The 18,680-nt window shown below is 58.0% G+C and carries 15 protein-coding genes; 6 read left to right on the top strand and 9 right to left on the bottom strand.

All coding sequences use genetic code 11. The features are described from left to right. Positions 1 to 257: 257 nt before the first annotated feature. From ROO76_04635 to dcd, 5 genes are all read right to left on the bottom strand, one after another. A complete protein-coding gene (locus ROO76_04635; GenBank protein ID MDT8067433.1) occupies positions 258 to 1,967 on the bottom strand; it encodes a 30S ribosomal protein S1 in 1,710 nt (569 codons plus the stop codon). A 58-nt stretch (positions 1,968 to 2,025) separates the two neighbouring features. Then, complete coding sequence (locus ROO76_04640; GenBank protein MDT8067434.1) at positions 2,026 to 3,321, bottom strand: amidohydrolase family protein; 1,296 nt, start codon at positions 3,319 to 3,321, stop codon at positions 2,026 to 2,028. Positions 3,322 to 3,457: 136 nt separating this feature from the next. Continuing rightward, on the bottom strand, positions 3,458 to 4,252 hold the full coding sequence (locus ROO76_04645) for a hypothetical protein (GenBank protein ID MDT8067435.1): 795 nt from the start codon (positions 4,250 to 4,252) through the stop codon (positions 3,458 to 3,460). Positions 4,253 to 4,473: 221 nt separating this feature from the next. Further along, positions 4,474 to 5,496, bottom strand: a complete 1,023-nt coding sequence (locus ROO76_04650; protein ID MDT8067436.1) for an L-threonylcarbamoyladenylate synthase — start codon at positions 5,494 to 5,496, stop codon at positions 4,474 to 4,476. Position 5,497: 1 nt separating this feature from the next. Further along, complete coding sequence (gene dcd / locus ROO76_04655) at positions 5,498 to 6,052, bottom strand: dCTP deaminase (protein ID MDT8067437.1); 555 nt, start codon at positions 6,050 to 6,052, stop codon at positions 5,498 to 5,500. 289 nt (positions 6,053 to 6,341) lie between these two features. On the opposite strand from dcd, the gene ROO76_04660 reads away from it, so the two are divergent. The 6 genes from ROO76_04660 (at position 6,342) to ROO76_04685 (ending at position 12,621) form a co-directional block, all read left to right on the top strand. Continuing rightward, complete coding sequence (locus ROO76_04660; protein ID MDT8067438.1) at positions 6,342 to 6,611, top strand: HU family DNA-binding protein; 270 nt, start codon at positions 6,342 to 6,344, stop codon at positions 6,609 to 6,611. A 175-nt stretch (positions 6,612 to 6,786) separates the two neighbouring features. Next, positions 6,787 to 7,821: a site-2 protease family protein gene (locus ROO76_04665; protein MDT8067439.1), complete on the top strand. Its 1,035-nt coding sequence runs from the start codon at positions 6,787 to 6,789 to the stop codon at positions 7,819 to 7,821. Positions 7,822 to 8,056: 235 nt separating this feature from the next. Beyond that, the gene (locus ROO76_04670; GenBank protein ID MDT8067440.1) at positions 8,057 to 9,142 is read left to right on the top strand and encodes a tetratricopeptide repeat protein; all 1,086 of its coding nucleotides are present in this window, start codon (positions 8,057 to 8,059) and stop codon (positions 9,140 to 9,142) included. A 492-nt stretch (positions 9,143 to 9,634) separates the two neighbouring features. Then, on the top strand, positions 9,635 to 9,766 hold the full coding sequence (locus ROO76_04675; GenBank protein MDT8067441.1) for a hypothetical protein: 132 nt from the start codon (positions 9,635 to 9,637) through the stop codon (positions 9,764 to 9,766). 66 nt (positions 9,767 to 9,832) lie between these two features. Next, entirely contained in the window at positions 9,833 to 11,287 is a 1,455-nt protein-coding gene (locus ROO76_04680) for a potassium/proton antiporter (GenBank protein ID MDT8067442.1), read from the top strand. A gap of 206 nt (positions 11,288 to 11,493) precedes the next feature. Then, positions 11,494 to 12,621, top strand: coding sequence for a tetratricopeptide repeat protein (locus ROO76_04685; GenBank protein ID MDT8067443.1), 1,128 nt, complete (start codon positions 11,494 to 11,496; stop codon positions 12,619 to 12,621). Positions 12,622 to 12,816: 195 nt separating this feature from the next. Here the strand turns inward: ROO76_04685 and ROO76_04690 are convergent, their stop codons facing one another. The 4 genes from ROO76_04690 to ROO76_04705 all read right to left on the bottom strand — a co-directional run bounded on the left by ROO76_04690 (position 12,817) and on the right by ROO76_04705 (position 18,646). Then, a complete protein-coding gene (locus ROO76_04690) occupies positions 12,817 to 14,340 on the bottom strand; it encodes a cytochrome c3 family protein (protein ID MDT8067444.1) in 1,524 nt (507 codons plus the stop codon). A 338-nt stretch (positions 14,341 to 14,678) separates the two neighbouring features. After that, a complete protein-coding gene (locus ROO76_04695; GenBank protein MDT8067445.1) occupies positions 14,679 to 15,779 on the bottom strand; it encodes a 6-bladed beta-propeller in 1,101 nt (366 codons plus the stop codon). Then, complete coding sequence (locus ROO76_04700) at positions 15,761 to 17,605, bottom strand: hypothetical protein (protein ID MDT8067446.1); 1,845 nt, start codon at positions 17,603 to 17,605, stop codon at positions 15,761 to 15,763. Before ROO76_04700 ends, ROO76_04695 begins: the two co-directional genes overlap by 19 nt. A gap of 12 nt (positions 17,606 to 17,617) precedes the next feature. Continuing rightward, the gene (locus ROO76_04705; protein MDT8067447.1) at positions 17,618 to 18,646 is read right to left on the bottom strand and encodes a peptidyl-prolyl cis-trans isomerase; all 1,029 of its coding nucleotides are present in this window, start codon (positions 18,644 to 18,646) and stop codon (positions 17,618 to 17,620) included. Positions 18,647 to 18,680 lie beyond the last annotated feature (34 nt).

Below are 18,680 nucleotides of genomic sequence, written 5' to 3' on the forward strand. Positions count from 1 at the left end.
TAACCAATCCCTATTGGCGCACCGAATATCGTAGCCGCGGGGTTGGATTTGGAGGTGGAATACGCCTGGGATGTCTTACCCTGGCGGATTTTGCCTTGGTCTGAGTACCAGGCGGTCCCAAGCACATCAATCGCTGCTGAGAAATGAATTAGATCACCCGTTCGATCGAATGCGTCGGTGACGGGTTTGAGTTGCGGGCAAGAAACGTCCGGTCTCCACACTTGTCTGGAATGAACTGATTAGCGCTCTTTTGCACACTACAACAACTCAACTTCTACCTTCTTCGCCTCGCGGTCCAGCTTAGTGATCCGAAAACTGCGAATCTGCCCGGCCCTCAGCGGCTCCGGCTTCGCAGGCCCGCTCGCTGCTCCCTTCCACTTCGACTGCAGCATCGAACTGAGTGACGAAAGATCGGCCTTACCCACCGTGGATTCGGCCGCAGCAGCGGCCTCGCCCTGCGCTGAAACCTTGCAGCCGGCCTGAATCCCTTCTCCAAGTTCCACCTGTGCCCGCTCGCCCGCAAGGTCCACAACGCGACCCGTCACAACATCCCCTTGCTTGTGCTCTGCGATGTACTCATCCAGGTCCGTCGGAGCCAGTTGCTTGATCCCCAGTTTGATCTGCCGCTTCTCACGGTCGAACGCCAGCACCTGCGCCTTCACCATCTCGCTGACCTTGAGCACATCCTGGGGATGATTGATTCTCTTTTCGGCGCTGATGTCGCTGACGTGAATCATGCCTTCCACGCCCTCACGCAGTTGCACGAATGCTCCGAACTTCGTCAGGTTCGTTACCGGCCCCTGCACGACCGAACCGATCGGAAATTTCTGCGCCGCGTCCTCCCACGGGTCGCCCAGCGCCTGCTTCAGCCCCAGCGAGATTCTCTTCTCTTCCAGGTTCACGCCAAGGATGACCACTTCCACCGTGTCGCCCGGTTTCACCATGTCGCTCGCCCTGCGAACCTTCCGGCCCCACGACATCTCCGAGATGTGAATCAATCCCTCGACGCCCGGCTCCAGTTCGACGAACGCGCCGAACTCCATCACACGCGTCACCGTCCCGCGCACCTTCTCGCCGATCTTGTACGTCCCCGCAACCGCCGTCCACGGGTCAACCTGCAGCTGCTTCATCCCAATCGAAATCCGCCGCTTGTCGCCCTCGGTTGAAATCTTCAGGATCTTCGCTTCAACCTGCTGGCCGACGGTCAGCACGTCTGTAGGCTTATTCACCCGGCCCCATCCAATGTCGCTCACGTGCAGCAGCGCATCCACTCCGCCGAGATCGACGAACGCCCCGTAGTCCATCAGGCTCCGCACCGTCCCGGTCACCACCGCGCCCTCGCGCAACTCGCCGAAGCGCCGCTCGTGCGCCGCACGCTCTTCTTCCTCCACCAGCGCGCGCCGATCCACCACGACATCTTCATCCGCGACATCCAGCTTGATAATCCGGCAGCGGATCTGCTGATCGACCAATCCCGCCAACTCCGCCGCATCCCGAGTCGCGCTCCGCGACGCCGGCATGAACGCCCTCACCCCCACATCGACGCTCACTCCGCCTTTCACCACGCCGGTTACCGTCCCGACGATCGTCGCCTTCTCCGCGAAAGCCTTCTCCAGCGCCGGCCAATCCGTCGGCGTCGCAACTTTCGTCCGCGACAGCTCGTAATAGCCCTCTTCGTTGCGCCCCGTAACCGACACCGGGAACTTGTCTCCCGGCTTCACCGTCTGCCCCGCGGCTTCGAAAACGGTCAGCGGGATCACGCCTTCCGACTTCCGGCCAATATCGACATAAACGCAGTCCGCCGACACGGAAATCACCGTACCCTCAAGCTGCTGCCCGCCGTCTTCTTTCTTCTTGCGGGCGTGAGCCTGTTCGTATTCGGCAAGTAGATCTTTGAAAGACTCGGTGCTTTCGTTCGAGGTGGCTTCAGGGGTGTCGTTGAGTTCAGGATTGTTTGGATTCGGCATGGATGGATTGATGCTCGCTGGTGTAACCCTTACGATAACACCAGCGCCAACGTCAGTGCTATTTCCGGTACACCACTCCGCCCTTCATCACGAAAGCCACATGCGCAACCCCGCTGATGTCCTTCGTCGGATCGCCTGGCACGGCGATCACATCAGCGAAATATCCGGGCTTCAACTCTCCTAACTTTCCCTGCCATCCCAACAGCTTCGCGCCATTCAGCAGGTCTGCCTGCAACACCGCCACCGGATTCATCCCGTACCGGACCATCAACTCCAACTCGCGTGCCTGTGTCCCATGCGGAAACGGTCCCACGTCCGATCCCACCGCCATCGGAACTCCGGCCGCCAGTTGCTTCCTGAATTCCCTTTCATGCAATTCCTGCAATTGCCGCTCAAACTGCGCCGCCTGTGGATTTGCCGCGTGCTCAGCAAAATACTCGCCGATCGCGAACGTCGGCACGGCCGGAATCCCCTTCTCCTTCATCAGCCGCATTGTTTCGTCGCTGAGCTGATATCCGTGATCGATCGACTCCACCCCGGCCTCGACCGCATACAGCGCTCCCGGATCCCCCATCGCATGCACCCCAACCCGTTTCCCTGTTCGCGCCGCCTCAGCCACCGCTGCCGCCAACTGTGCTTCGGTGTACTGATAAGGCGTCACCAGCCGCCCGTTCACGATGCGATCGTGGCCGGTCTGGTAGACCTTGATGAAGTCGGCGCCTTCCTTCACTTGCTTGCGAATCACTTCCATCAGTTGTTCAGCGTCATTCGCATACGTCGCATTTCCCGGCACATGCAAGGCCGGGTTGAAATGAATCGCGTCTTCATGCCCGCCCAGGATGCTGATCGCGTTTGCACAGACCCGCAGTCGTGGTCCGGGAATCAGCCCTTCATTAATGGCGTTGCGTACGGCGGTAGAAGCCGGGCCCGCGCCCTCCGTCCCCATATCGCGCTCAGCCGTGAACCCCGCCATCAGGTCGGCCTTCGCCGCCAGCGTCGCCAGGATGGTCCTTTCCGGCACCGACTCCACCACTGTCTGCATGTCTTCCGCTCCGGGATGCAGGAACAGATGCACATGCGCATCGATCATCCCCGGCATCAGCGTCATGTCGCCGAGATCGATTGTCTGCGCGCCAGCAGGATGCGTGACGCTCGTCCCGGCTTCGACAATCTTGTCGCCCCGAACCAGCACCTCGCCGGGACTGACGACTCGCCCGCTCTCGACCTCGAGCAATCGCGCCGCATGCAGCACGATCGGCTTCGACGAATTTTCATCTACTTGTGTCTGTGCGTTGGCAGATGGAAGAAGGAAAAGGCTGCAAACAAGGACTGCGACGTATCGGAGGGACTTCATGGCGGCTACGAATAGTACCAAAATTCAAGGGCGCGACCCCGTCGATCGCGCCCCGCAGTTGCTTTTTCGATCCACGATTTACAATCCACTGGTCACGTATGTCGCGTTGCTTCATGTGCCTTCGTGTCCTTTGTGGTTAATTCTCCTTGCTGGCGCTTTCCGCCGCCGCCACTTTCGTCCCATCCGGGGCGATCGTCACCGTATTCAGAATGCTGTTTAAGCGCGACATCACCTGTTCCGGATTCACTTCGCGCGCGAGGCCCTTGTCGTTCAGCGTCTTCAATCCGGTTTCGAGTTCATAACAGTTGCCACTCGTAAATGCCACGTAGTTGCGTACCTTCGCCGCGCTGCCGCGGCCGCCGCTATTCGACTCAACCCAGCGGAAATCGACGCCGTTGATGCTCGCCGTCTGCAGTTTGTCTTTGTCCTGCCCAAGCGTCGCATAGCACTCATCTTCACCGAGATCCTGGTTCAGGCTCAGCATGAAGTACGCACTGTCGAAATTCGTGTCCGGGTAGTAGCCCTTGGGAATCTCAACCCGCGCGAGCGTGAACTGCGCATCACTTCCATCCGCCTTCGGTTTGAGCGAGTCATCGCCCGTGGCAACCGTCTTCGCATTCAAGTACGCATACTGCCACGGGTACTGGAACGAAACGCCATAGTCGCGGCTCTTGAAGGTGAGCAACTCCGACCTCGGCCGCTCGACCGAAACCTTCTTATCTACCGCAGCCGCTGCCACTGCCTCTATTTTCGGAGCCGCTGGCGCAAGCGATTGTGAGATCGGTTGAGCACTTTCCGCACTCCGTTTTGACGACGCCTTCGCCGTCTTCGGTCCATCGTTGCAGGCGACCGTCGCCGCCAATAGCGCGCCGAACAGGATCACAGCGCAGGTCTTGCCGATCTTTTGCAAGTTGTTGTTGGCTGACTTCATATGGCACCTCCTTGGGGCGCACCCGCAGAAGTGCACGGAACGTGCCAACGCAACTGTGTTGATTTTCTTGGATTTACGCGACCAACGTGATCATGAGAACGTGGCAGTGCTGACACGCCGTGGACGCCGAAACACGGTGGAAAGCTCCCGCGGTTCTCAGTTGCTTACTGCCTTCGCGTTGCTTTGTGACCTTCGTGGTTCCATTCGTTTTTCCGTTCAGTTCACCCCGCCGCCTTCTTCAATCGATCCTGTATCGCCACTCCCAACCCTTCTGCGGAGGGCATTGGACAAATTGTGATCTCCACTCCCTGTTCATCGAGCCATCGCAGGCCCGCGTACAGTCTTTGTGCCAGGGTGTCGAGATCATTCCACTTCCCCCAGTCGAACACCACCGCCTCCGACTGCATTCCGTGTAACCAGTCCGACGGCAGCATCAGCCCTATTTTCTGCCCGTGCTGTAACACCCTCATTGCAACATCCGAAAGTTCGTCTTCGCTCTCCACCAGCACCAGCTTGGATTTCGGCGCGTAATGCCTGATTCCCAACCCCGGCGATTCCAAACTGGTCGGCTCTTCCTCGCCAATCGAATGCTCGACCATGTGCACTGGCCCAATCACTTCTTCGATTTGCTCGCGCGTCACCCCACCCGGCCTGTAGATCGCGGGGTAATCTTGCGTGGGATCTATCACCGTCGACTCCACCCCAACATCCGCCGGACCCGCATCGAGCACGGCATCGATTCGCCCATCCAGGTCATCCAGTACGTGCGCCGCTGTCGTAGGGCTCGTTCCCCCGAACAGGTTCGCGCTCGGCGCTGCAATCGGCGTCTGCGCCGCATCAATCAGCGCGCGCGCGACCGGATGCGACGGAATCCGCACGCCCACCTTGTCGCGGCCAGCCGTGCACACCGAAGGAATGACATCCCGCTTGGGTAGAAGCAAAGTCAGCGGCCCCGGCATAAACTTCTGCGCAAGTGCCTCGGCCTTCTCCGGCCACACTCGCACCAGGTTGCGCAGCATGCCGAGGTTCGACGCGTGGACAATGATCGGGTCCCACGTTGGACGTTTCTTTGCTTCAAAGATTCTGAGGATGGCGGCGCGATCCAGGGCATTTGCGCCCAGCCCGTAGACAGTCTCAGTGGGGAAGGCGACGAGTCCGCCGAGCCGTATGATCAGCGCGGCCTGCCACAACGTGCGATCGCCTTTTCCGGCGTCGCGCCGGACCTGCAGAACTTGGGTTTTCATCTCACAGCTTGGGCAAAACGATTCCGTGCTGTGCCTGGTACTTCCCTTTCTTATCCGCGTAGCTGGTTTCGCAGGGCTCGTCGCCCTGGAAGAACAGGATTTGGCAAAGCCCCTCGTTGGCGTAAATCTTCGCCGGCAGCGGCGTCGTGTTTGAAATCTCTAGCGTCACGAAACCTTCCCACTCCGGCTCGAACGGCGTCACGTTCACAATGATCCCGCACCGCGCATACGTGGATTTACCCACGCAGATCGTCAATACATCCCTCGGAATCTTGAAGTATTCCACCGACCGCGCCAGCGCAAACGAGTTCGGCGGCACGATGCACACTTCGGCCTGGATGGTAACGAACGACTTTTCGTCGAACTTCTTGGGATCGACGATGGCGGACATCACGTTGGTGAAGATTTTGAACTCGTCGGCCACGCGCAAGTCGTACCCATACGACGACAGCCCGTAAGACACCACCCCCTGCCGCACCTGCTTCTCGCAGAACGGGTTGATCATGTCGTGCTCGAGTGCCATCTTCCGAATCCAACGGTCGCTCTTGATTGCCATTGCTCTCCCTTATCGGTGCCCCACATCTGCCGTTTTTAGCAGTTGTGGGTCTTGGAACGCCCTGCTTTGAAGGGGCACGGCTTCAGCCGTGCCGTCGAAAGTCCACCTGGTCCAGAAAGGGAATTCATCCCCGAAGGTGAGTTTGAGCAGGTCCATTCATATTAGGGGGCCAATAGCAAAATTGACAATGGGCGCTTGCGTTTTCTACGATTCGCCTTATAGTCTTATTTTGCAATGTCTTAGGACGGCCACCCGTCCGGGACACATCCTAGTCGATGGGAGCGGCTGCGTGATCAAGCTCGATATTATCAACGAAGTCGTGAGCCGGACCGGCGTCACCAAGACGAAGGCCGAGCGCGCGGTGGAAATCGTCTTCGAGACGATGAAACAGGCACTTGCGAAGGGCGATCGCATCGAGCTTCGCGGTTTCGGCGTCTTCAACGTCCGTCCGCGCAAGACCGGCATCGGCCGCAATCCGCGTACCGGCGCCGAAGTCAACATTCCACCGGGCAAGGCCGTCCGCTTCAAGCCCGGCAAGGAGTTGCACTCCATCGACTAACAAGGAAGATACCGGTGCCCCACATCTCCCGCAGTCAGCAGATGTGGGTTCATCAGCCGCGGCGGACTCGAAGTTCCACACTTCCCCCGCCGACATCTAAAGCGAGAAGCATTAGCGAAGGCTTTTGCTAATGGCTAATTGCTAATGGCTTATAAGAAAGTGGTTCCTGTTCTCGATGTCTGAATCTGGTATCCCAGTCTCACCGCCGGAAATCCATGAGTTTCGACAATACCCCGTCTACGTCGTCCAACCCTCGCGTCCGCGCTATTGGCTCCACCTCTTACTGCTCCTGCTCACGCTGCTGACCACCACCATAGTCGGCGCCCAACTTCAGGCCAATTTCGACCACAACGTTCCCGTACTCCGTCCAGGCGACACCTATCTTCCGCTCTTTCCCTTCGAATGGCTGGTGCGCGACCCTCACGCGATTCTGCGCGGCATACCATTCTCCCTGACCCTGATGCTCATTCTTTTCGCGCACGAGATGGGACACTACATCTGCGCCCGCCGATACCACGTCTCCGCGACCCTGCCGTTCTTCATTCCCGCACCGACGCTCATCGGAACGCTCGGCGCTTTTATCCGTATCAAGTCCTACATTCCCACCCGCGAAGCACTCTTCGATATCGGCATCGCCGGCCCCATAGCCGGATTTATCTTCGCCGTTCCTGCAATGTTCGCCGGACTCCTGCTCTCACGCCCCGGCGTGCACCTGGTAGGCGACGACATCGCGCTGGGATATCCCGCGATTTTCCATCTCGGACGCCTCGCACTCCCGCACGCGGCCGCGGCATTTACTCATCCGCTCAGTTCGCTCAATCCTCATCCAATCGCGATTGCCGCCTGGGTCGGAATGTTCGCCACCGCTCTCAACCTGCTCCCCGGCGGTCAACTCGACGGCGGACACATCATCTACGCCGCTTTCCCCCGTGCCCACAAGTGGGTGTCCATGCTCACGATCGTCGCCCTTATCCCACTCTCATTCTTCGGATGGCTGGGATGGCTCTTGTGGGCGGCCATCCTCGGCGTCACCGGACTCCGCCACCCCAACGTACCCTCGCATCCCGGCCTCTCCGCCGGACGCCGCGCACTCGCCCTCTTCGCCATCTTCATGCTCTGCCTGACGCTCGTCCCGTCGCCCTTTCCCGGCAACTCCCTCCGCGAACTCATGGGCATCAAGACCGTCCATGTGCCTTTCCTTCCGCGGTAGACCTTTTTCACCACCAGTCATTTCGTCATTCGTCGTTGCGGTTCTCAATCCTCAATTCACTCGCATGACTCCCGGCCATTCCTGTTCTGTTACCGAGCCTCTTATGACCTCAATCACCCCCACCCGTGAGCCTTCTCACGGAATTCTCTCTTCTGTCGGCACATAAAGTGCTATTCCCGATCGCCGCCGCATGCGAATCCCCATGCATCGTCGCCGGTTGGACGGATGCAATACGATGCAGTTACCTCCTGCTTGCTGCTTACTGCTCTGTGTTGGCTGCCTCCTCGGAAAAGCCGGTTCCCAATCTCAGCAGCTATTACCTCCGCCAACCGCGCCATTAACCGCCGTCACCGAGGCAATCGTTGACGCCCAGATTCGAACGCTCAATTTGGAAGATGTTGCCTTACTGACCGAAAAAGCCGCTCACGATGACGTCCAGGCTCAGTGCATCCTTGGAGTGGCCTACGCCGACGGATTGAAGCTCCCGCACGACGACCGCGAGGGACTCCGATGGCTCCTCCGCGCCGCGGATCACGGCATTACATGGGTGCAGAACCGCATCGGCCTCATGTACCGCCTGGGGGAGGGGACGACACCAGATGATAAAGAAGCGGTGAAATGGTTTCGCACCGCCGCCGAGCAACTGGAACCGCACGCTGCAACCAATCTTGCTTACATGTACTTCAATGGCTACGGAGCGTCGCAGGACTTCAAACTGGCGGCGAAATGGTTCCGCGTCGCTGCTGATCAGGGCTACGCCAGTGCCCAGAACAATCTTGGAGCCCTCTATCAATTTGGGCTCGGCGTTCATCGTGACTATGCGCAAGCCATGCACTGGTATGTAGCCGCCGCGGAAAACGGCCTCCCGGCAGCCGCCGACAATGTCGGTGCTCTCTACGCTTCCGGATTGGGCGTGAGCAAGAATTACGCCGAAGCTGTCCGCTGGTTCCTGCTATCCGCTGCGCAAGGCGACCCCGTCGGCCAGGAGCAATTGGCGATCATGTATGACGAAGGCAAAGGCGTTCCCCGTGACCGTCGCGTTGCCGCCGACTGGTACCTCAAGTCCGCCATGCAGGGCTACGCCTCCTCGCAATTTCGCTTGGGTGAAATGTACGCTGCCGGACTCGGAGTTCCCCTCGATTACGCTGCTGCTTACTTCTGGTTCATGCTGGCTTCGAGTGGCGGATATGCAAAGGCCAAAGGATCTGCCCAGGATTTGTCGCGCATCATGACCCCCAGCCAGCGACAGGCTGCGGAAACTCGCCTCGCCTCGCCTCGGAAACCCAGCTCATCCGCCAGACCAGCCGGGTTTTTGCATTGAAAGGTCAGGCCAAAGGTCTGCTCGCAACTGAAAGATTGCCCGACTGAGAACGCCCACCCAGCATCACTGCTAAAATTCATCGGTGGCTCGTTTCCAGCAACAATGGCCTGCAGTCTCCCTCCTCTGCCTGACCTTCCTTCTGGCGGGGATTGCCCCTGCTGGAGGGCATACTTCTTCCATTACACCGCCGCACCCTGCGGTCGTAATTTCATTCGACACCGCAATCCTCCCTGCCGCAACCGTACATCGCGGCGTCACCGCCCTGGGTACTACTCTCAAGCGCCTCATTGCTGCGTTTCCGACCTGCTGCTATTCAGGTGGACTTCCCACTGCAAGAAGTTATCGCGAGCTAAACACGTTCAGGAAGTCTTATCTCGCGGCACGCGTTGCTCGGTGTCGCGCCCCGCCTTCACCTCCCTCCGTGTAGTTGAAGCGAAAACAATCGGGACCTTTGCGTCCCCGCATTCACACGCACAAAATTCGAGGTGATTTATGGAACCCAGCAGTATCGTGGTGCTCGTGCTTACGCTTGCAGCTGTCGCGGGCCTGGTCTATGCCGAAATCAACTCTCGGCGAAACACCAAGACCCATAAGCAGCAACCCGGACAACCCGAACCGAAATAGTCGATCGCAACCACCCGGCCCGGGCGGACTATCCTCTTCTCGGGCCGGCAACCTCGCTGGAGCACCGTGCCAAGCGTCGAGACCGTTCTCCTCATTGCCGCTTCTTTGTTCGTTGTCAGTATCCTGGCGAGCAAAGCCTCGGCACGTCTTGGCGTGCCCTCTCTTTTGCTGTTCGTCGGAATCGGAATGCTCGCGGGCTCCGACGGTCCCGGCGGCATTTACTTTGACTTTCCCTGGGTCACCCAGTTCGTAGGCGTCACCGCTCTTGCACTCATCCTTTTCGCTGCCGGCTTCGACACTCGCCTCAAAGTCGTTCGGCCGGTAATCGCTCCCGCCATCAGTCTCGCCACTATAGGAGTTCTCATCAGCACCGCGCTGGTAGGTCTCTTCATGGCATGGGTCTGGCAACTCCCACCGCTCCACGGCCTCCTCGTCGGCGCCATCATCTCTTCCACCGACGCAGCCGCGGTCATCTCCTTGCTTCGTTCCAGGAACTTATCTCTTCGCTCCGGTCTTCAGGAGGTCATCGAGTTTGAATCAGGTAGCAACGACCCTATGGCCGTTCTGCTCACCATTGTTCTGCTCCACCTCGTCACTTACGAAACCGCGAGCACGTGGCAAGTCGCATCGCTTCTGGTGCGACAAATCGTCATCGGACTGGCGGGCGGATTTGCACTTGGTCATGTCGGCGCAAAAATCATCAATCGCATCCGACTTGAATCCGAAGGCTTGTATCCCGTCCTCTCTGTGACTATCGCCCTGCTCTCATATTCCATCCCGGCCTCACTCAGTGGCAGCGGCTTTCTCTCCGTCTACGTCGCCGGTCTAATCATCGGGAACAACAATCTCATCCATCGCAACAGTGTCCGCGTCTTCAACGATGGCATCTCCTGGCTCATGCAGATAACGATGTTCCTCGTCCTTGGCCTGCAAGTATTCCCATCTCGGCTTCCTTCCGTAGCCGCCCCCGGCCTGCTCATCGCGAGCTTTTTAATGTTCGTCGCACGCCCCGTCAGCGTCTTCGCCGCCCTTCCCACTCGACGCTTTTCGTGGCGCGAAAGACTCTTCATCTCCTGGGCCGGACTTCGCGGCGCCGTCCCCGTCGTCCTCGCCACATTCCCTCTGCTCGCTGGAATGCGGGAGGCCGGAACCATTTTCAACGTCGTCTTTTTTGTCGCACTCACCTCGCTGCTCATCCAGGGAACCACGCTGCCGCTCGCCGCTCGCTTCCTTCATGTCGGCTCAACCCTCCTCACGAGACCATCCTTCCCCATCCAATTCAATCCAACCGAGTTCACCGACAAAGAACTCGTCGAGCTAACGATTCGCGCGGGAGCCCCAGCCGACGGCAAACGCATCATGGATCTCGGCCTCCCTGCCCGTACGCTCGTTGTCCTTGTGGGACGCTCCAATCAGTTCGTGGCTCCCGAAGGCGGTACCGTTCTTCGCCAAGGAGACATCGCTTCCGTCCTCACCACGCGCGAACATCTTTCAACCGTTCGCACCATCCTCGAAGGCTGATCACCGCCGGGCATAGTGGTGGGCCCACGTTCACCGCTCTTTGACTGACCAACACCTTTATGACCCCAATCACCACCACCCGTGAGCCTTCTCACGGATTTCTCCACGGCGCGGCGTAATCTAGGCTCGTTAGGTTCTAATACTCCCGGTCGTCGTAGTACACGCAGCCCGATCGCCGTACCCTCGCCGGTTAGATGGATTCGCGCATGGCGTTGCACCGCGGCCTCGTTCTCGGCTTTATTTCTCTTCTCTTGGCCGTTTCATCGCAAGCTAAGCCGCTTTCTCCCGTCGAGCCTGCCGCCGTTTCCGAACAAAGCATCGATCAGCTTTTGCGCAATCTAAGCCCGCAAGACGTGCCCTCGCTCGCACAAAGAGCGGCTGCGGACGACATCGACGCGCAGTGCGTTTTAGGGGTTGCTTACTCCGACGGCCTAAGACTCCCGCACAATGACGGCGAAGGTCTGAAGTGGCTGCGTCTCGCCGCCGGCCACGGCCTGACTTGGGTGCAGAATCGCATCGGCTCCATGTATCACCGTGGCGAGGGCGTGCCTCGCGACGACAAGCAAGCAGTGAAGTGGTTCCGTATCGCCGCAGAACAGCACGATGCGCGCGCAGCCGCCAATCTCGCCTACATGTATCTCCAGGGCTACGGCGTCTCACAGGATTACAAGGCGGCCGTGCGATGGTTCCGCATCGGTGCCGAACTCGGCTATGTCGCCGCTCAAAACAATCTCGGCGCTATGTATCACTATGGCCTCGGCGTGCGTCGCGACTACCCCGAGGCTCTCAAGTGGTATCGCGCGGCCGCGCAGCAGGGCTCGCCCACAGCCGCCGACGGCCTCGGCGTCATGTACGAACAGGGATTGGGTGTAACGCAGGACTACGCCACCGCCATGCAATGGTTCCACCAGTCCGCCGCCGCGGGTGACGCCATAGCCATGGCTCAAATCGGGCAGCTATACGACAAAGGCCTCGGCGTGCCCCGCGACTATCACCTCGCCTCCCACTGGTATCTCAAATCCGCCACACTCGGCTATGCCATGGCGCAATACCGCGTCGGCCAGATGTACGCCAATGGCCTCGGCGTCCCTCTCGATTATGTATCCGCCTACGTCTGGTTCACCTCGGCCTTCCGCGGCGGTCTCGAGCCCGGACGCCGATCGGCCGCCGAGGTCGCCCAGATCATGACTCCCTCGCAGCGCCAGGAAGCCGAGGCCCGCCTCGCCACCGATGCTCCCATCTCCAATCCTACCGCCGCGATTCTCGAGATGAAGGGCAAGGCCAGGGGCCTTATCGCCAAGGAAAAGCTGCCAGATTCAACTTCCGCCCACTGAGACAGAGCGGGAATGGGTTTCCATCCTGTGATGAAATCGTTGAAACAGACTAGCGCGGGCAGGCCCCTTTTCGCTCAGGGCTAAAGTCCTCGCTATGCGGAGGACTGCGAGCTTCTCCAAGGGTACCTTCAACTTGCCGAATCCAAGCTCACCCTGCAAGTCACCTCTGCGCTACGACAGATGATTCGAACGTTTTCACTTCAAGTGGTCGTGATCCCTGCCGTGGCAAGTCAACGTGCAGGATCCCCTGACGTAAGAAACCGTACCCTTGAAAGGTCCCACCACAGTCATATCGAAATTTATCAATCTCTCGCCCGTGAAGTTCGCGTTGCCGGACGGCACTCCGTGCGCGGAGTGACAAACCGAACAGGAAAATCCATCCTGCAGGTGGTTCGAGTGATGAGCGAAAGATTGATCGCTCATGATGCTGTTGAGGTTGTGGCATTTTGCGCAAAGTTCGAATGGACCATTACTTCCAGGTTGCAGGCGAGCATCACCGGGTTGCAGGTTCGTAACGAGATTGATAATGTCCGTGCCAGGCGCCGCGCTGGGTGCGACCTGGCTGATCAGGTAAGGACGCTCGAGAATATGGTCATAGGTCGACCCGTGAGGCCCGTTCGGTCCGTTCCCGCCAAATTCCCGGTTATTGTCACTGTTGTGACAGTCGCTGCAGAACAAGCGCGACCCCATCACCCTGGCTTGTGTACTGCCGCCGATGGACAGAATCCCTGTGCGGAGGCTTGGCTGGTTAGCCAATTTGGCATCCGTCATAACGGGATGTTTCGAAAGCGCCGTAGTACCGAACTGGTAGATCAAATTGAGTTGATCCGCTCCGGTGGCACCCCGGAGTGGAAGGTAGCCATAGACCGATGAAAGTATCTGCTTGCCGGTGCTGTAACCGTGACAGCGGAGGCAGATTTCGTATTGGTTTGCCGCAGACCCCGGAAGAAGAGTCCCGTCGGCAGCGACACCGGACACTCCATTTTGCGAGGGCCTCACACCCGGAGGCACATTGAAAGTTGTTGTAGGCTGCGCAGCGTGTCCGTTGTGACAATCAGCGCAACTCGCGTGACGATTCTGATCCGGTACGACGGACTCTCCCCCAGTGTGCGGATTTGTGTCAGTAGCATACGGATGGCCCTTTGTGCCCATCACGTCGACGACATTCAGGAGCGGCTGTAACAACACGGTTCCACCACCGTGGCACGTTGCACAGTTTTGGCTTACCGGATCAAGGTTAGGAAGCAGTGTCGTACTGGTCCGCAGAAGACCCTTTTCCGCACCGGCGTTGTGCGGAACGTGGCACGCGATACAGGCAAATTCCGCAACTGTGTTGTATCCGCCCCAGCCGGCAGACGAATTCACCACAGCATTGCTTCTCGCGTGCGCGTTATTTGTCCACTGCGCCAGCGGATTGTTGATCGTATTGACCGTCCTCGCGTTCACCGTGTGACAGGCAAGGCAGAGGCTTCCGTTGCTATTGTCCTTCACGAGGAAATTCGTGGAACGCTTATCGATTCGCTGATTGTGAGGTTCATGGCAACTGCCGCATTCGAGATTGCCCTTGATGAGCTTCACTGTCTGTGTCGCGTCGGCGGTCATTCCCGAAGAAGCCAGGCTCGGAACGAGGTTGGCGGCATCCTTCAGGGGGAGTTTCAGGCTGAACGGATGTGAGGCGGCAAGATTCGGAACCAAACCAGTCGACATTGTTTTCGACATCTGGATGCTTCCGTACGGTACTGTCTGTCCGGGTGCAACGGTTCCATCATGGCAGCTGAGGCAAAGAGAACTGTCCGCTCCGACCGCAGGCTGGACTTGCGTGTTCTGCATTGTGTCGCTTTGGTACAGCTGCGGATACACTTCAGTTGAGAGTTGTTGACTCCACAGAGGCCCCTTGCTGACACCCGAATGCGGCGCATGGCAATAAAGACATGCCGCCGACAAATTCCCTCGCAATTGCGACGAACCGTTCGAGAGGTCATGTGCACCAAGGACATCACTCGATTGCGAATATGCGAACGAAGCCATGCCCAAAATCAAGGCGAAGACAATGCCCTTCACTTCCGCGCTCCCTCCGCCCTTGTCCGGGGTCCAGAGTACTGGAACACCTGGATTCGGCGGTTATACGAATCCACCACATAGACTCGGTCGCTGCCGTCAATAAACAAGCCGGCGGGCAGTTGGAACCGCCCCAACTGCGTGCCCTTGCCACCGAAGTCATAAAGCAGCACACCCTGCCGATCAAAAACCTGAACATTACCCCTGAGTCCTTCGACCAGGTAAATGTGATCTTCTGAATCGATTGCTATGCCCTTGGGACGAAAGATCGTCCCTTCTGAATCGCCTATCGATCCGATCGCGCTTTGGAAATTGCCACTGCGATCGAAAATCTGCACACGGAAGTTCATCGCGTCCACGACTGCGATCATTCCGTTCCGGATCAACACCTCGGTTGGAAAATTGAATTCGCCATTGCCGGGGCCGCGCTTCCCGATCGTCCGCAAGACCTGCCCGGTCGGGTCCATCACGAATACGCGATCCCGGAGCGTATCGGTGACGTAAATCTGCTCAGTTTCGTTATCTACCGCGATTCCGGTGGGACGCTTGAAGAATCCCTCGCCCTTAATGCTGCCTAGCACTCGCCGATACTTCCCGTTGGCATCGAAGACGAAAATCTTGCCGGCCTTGGAGTCGGTGACGTAAATGTTGTCTTTGCCATCGACAGCTACGCACTGCGGCTCGAGCATGCTGTCCTTGCCCTTTCCCTTGCGCTCGAGCAGTTTGTACTTGTGCTGTGCGGGATCCAGCAGGTGAACTCCTCCGATGCCCGGGTCCGTGACGATCATGCGTCCCCGCGAATCGACTGCTATGCTGTATGGCCTCAGCATCCTCTTGAAATCCGGTTCACCGGCAATCACATCCACCAGTTTGGTCCAGAAACCAGGCTTGGAGCGGACGTCGCGCTCCGAACTGAAGGTGCTCTGAAAACTCAGTTTCCGGCCGCCCTCCAGCAACAGATCGGGCGGGCGCGGCGCGGCCTTGGGCTTTTCACGACGGCCCGCTAAACAGGGCGCCTGCGCAAGCACGACTAGCACAACGGCCAGCGCTGCGTTTCGAGTCTTCGAATTCAGTAAGCCAATCAAAATACGTTGAACCATCGCGAGACCGTGAATGAATACGAATTGACTGTGACTCCGTTGGGGTTCGCAGCGGTAATCACCTGTGTTGTTCGGTTGTAGTTTCCGATCAGCGACATTTTTCGAACCCGGTACTCTATCCGGGCGGCATAACGGTCGCCGTTGTTCATCGAATTTACAAGGTTCAGCAGTGACGACGTGTTGCTCTTCACCTTGGAGTAGTACCCGGTCAGAGTCATTCTCGACACGGGGTATGCGCTCCCGCTGATCGTATAGCTGCGCCCGTCGACCGTGACGATATCGTTGGTAAACACTCCACCGATCGGGGTTGGAACAAGGTCTCCGGAGTACGTCAGAACCGCGGTGCCATGTGCCTGCGAGTACGCTCCCGACACGCTGTACCGGTGCCAGCCGATGCCGCTAGAGAACGTTTCGGATCTGTTGCCTTCGCCTTCGCGCTGCGTTAGCGCACTGTGAGAGATACGGGCCGAAGCATTCCAGTAGCTGTCCGGTGAGAGTTTGCGGCGGACATACCCGCCATAGCTGTAATTGCTCGTCGAGTACATCGCAACCAGCGTTTGCACATTTTGCGAGTAGGAGAAATCGGCGGCTGTGTCCCAATGACCGAACTTGCGGGTCATGCCTACGTTGCCCACAAATCCAAGACTGCTGTTGCCTTCTTTGTTGGCTGTATCGACCAGGCTGAAGCTGAATCGCAATGTTCCGAATAGCGGACGAGCGTATCGCAGGTTGACTGTCCCCCCATACTGCGTATCCGCGTACTGCCGGTTGTCGTACCACTGTTCACGGTGTGTGAGGTTCCCGACCAATGAAATCTGGTTGGTTACTCTGAAGTACCCCATGTTGGTGGACACAAGCGACTTCGCATCCTGTGAGTGCATGACAATGGGAGCGCCATTATCGGGGTTAACAACATCGCGTGCCACATATTCGAGAAGGTTGCCGTTGTATCGGAGATCACTCGAAAAGGTGAACCTGCTCCACGGCGTGATGGATCCACCGACGGACGCGGTATTGCTGCTTGTCGTTCCGGACCTGTGCATACCGTCGGTGTAATTCGTGTGGGTAAACGATGACCAGAAAGACCCCGACAGCGGTATGTTGCGAGTCGCGGTCACGCCGTAGGTATTGGTTCCGACCTTGTCGTAACTGGCGCCGCCTAGAAAATCGGGGAAACTGGCGGTCGTATTCAGGTGCGCGAAGTAAGCGCCCATCAGGAAGCCCCAGCGGGTGTAGGAAGAATTGAGATCGAAATCCCGGTTCAGGGATTTCGATTCGCCGGGTGCTCCAATGATGGACTGCTGGTTCGAACGCGAAGAATAACTGGCGGTCAGTGTTGGCAAGTCTGAAAACAGAGCGCTCCAGGTGATCCCATATCCCTGCGACGAACCATCACTGCTGAGCGAGCCAAAACCCGGCAAGCCATAGTTCCCGTTGCTGCTGATGTCCTTGGAATAGAAGACCGTACCCGGGAAATGGCTACCAGTGAAAAAACTCGCAGAACTCGAAAACCCGGAGGCATTCGCAATCGACTGCATGTCGCTATTGGTCTGCGCGCGGTTGTAGTACGGCATCAACGTGAAGGAAAGAAAGTTCGGGTGATAGTAGTACCCGGTGAGGGTACCCGTTCCCGCAAAACTCGTGGAATGACTCGACCCTATATCGCCCCCTGAAACACCCGCGTAGCCGAATCCGACATTTCCCGAAAGATTGATCTTCGTGTTTTCTCCAACTTCAAGTTGCGCAAAAGCAGGCACGCCCGGAACGATCACGAGTACCAGCAGAAGAGCCAGGCTAGCCAGTTGCGATTTTCGACGTCGACTCATGAGGATTTCCCGCTACAAGATCTGGATCTTCGCCTTGCTTCGTAGTTTCTTGCCTAACGCTGATCGAAGTTGTTCGAGCTTTTCGTTCTCCATGCTCGCTTTCAGCTTGTCTTTCACCTCCGCGAACGGAACCGTTCCCGATGGAATGTGTTCTTCCAGCCTGACGATCGTGAATGCGTTTCCAAGCTGGATGAGGTCGCTGACGTCTCCGGGTTTCATGGCCGCCACGACCTTTACGACCGGTGGAGGCAGTTGGCTTGCCGGAACTTTCTTGTGATCGCCCATGTTGACCCGGTAGTCGTCCTCGGAAATCTTTTCGGCCAGTAATCCGAAATCCCGGTAGGTCTTGGCCAATTTCGCCTGCTTTACTGCTTCATCCGCTCTCTTTCGCGCTTCTTTCAGCGTCGCCGGGCTTTCGTTGGGCGGAAGGATCGAGATGCTCTGAAAGTGAATGGTCTCGGCTCGCTGAAAAAGAAGCGGATTCTTGTCGTAGTAGGCCTTGACCTGTACCGGGGTCACCTTTGCCTTGTTGGTGATCTCCGCTTTCATGATTGCGTCGATCAGGAACGAGCGGCGAATCTTCTCGCGCAATTCCGCCACCGAACCGTGCGCTTCTTCTTTCAAAAATGCTTTGTAGGCCGATTCGTCTGCGAACGTCTTTCGGAATTCTCGCTCCGCTTTTCTAAGACGCTCCGCAGGAATAACCATCTTGCGCCCCTTCGCTTCCTGGTAGAGCAACTCTTCGAAAACGATCATCTGCAGTGCGCCCTGCCGAATCTCGGGCTCCAGGTTCTTTGGAATCTTTCCATTGTGCTGTTGCGCGTATGGGAACATCGCGAACATTTCGCGGACCAGGTCACGATCCGTCAGCAATGTGCCGTTGACGCTTACGACTGGTTTCCCGGCAGCGCTCAAGGTCATCTCGGCCATGGGAGCAGCAGAAGCATTTGGCTTGAGGTTTGTGGGGGCGTGCGAAGCAACCTGTGCCGAGGCAAACAACGAGTTCAGGATTAATAGGGTAAGTGCGCAGTGTTTGTACATCGTTCCTCTTAACTGACTGAAAGTCGTGTCAAAA

Source organism: Terriglobia bacterium (assembly GCA_032252755.1).
Lineage (GTDB): Bacteria > Acidobacteriota > Terriglobia > Terriglobales > Acidobacteriaceae > JAVUPY01.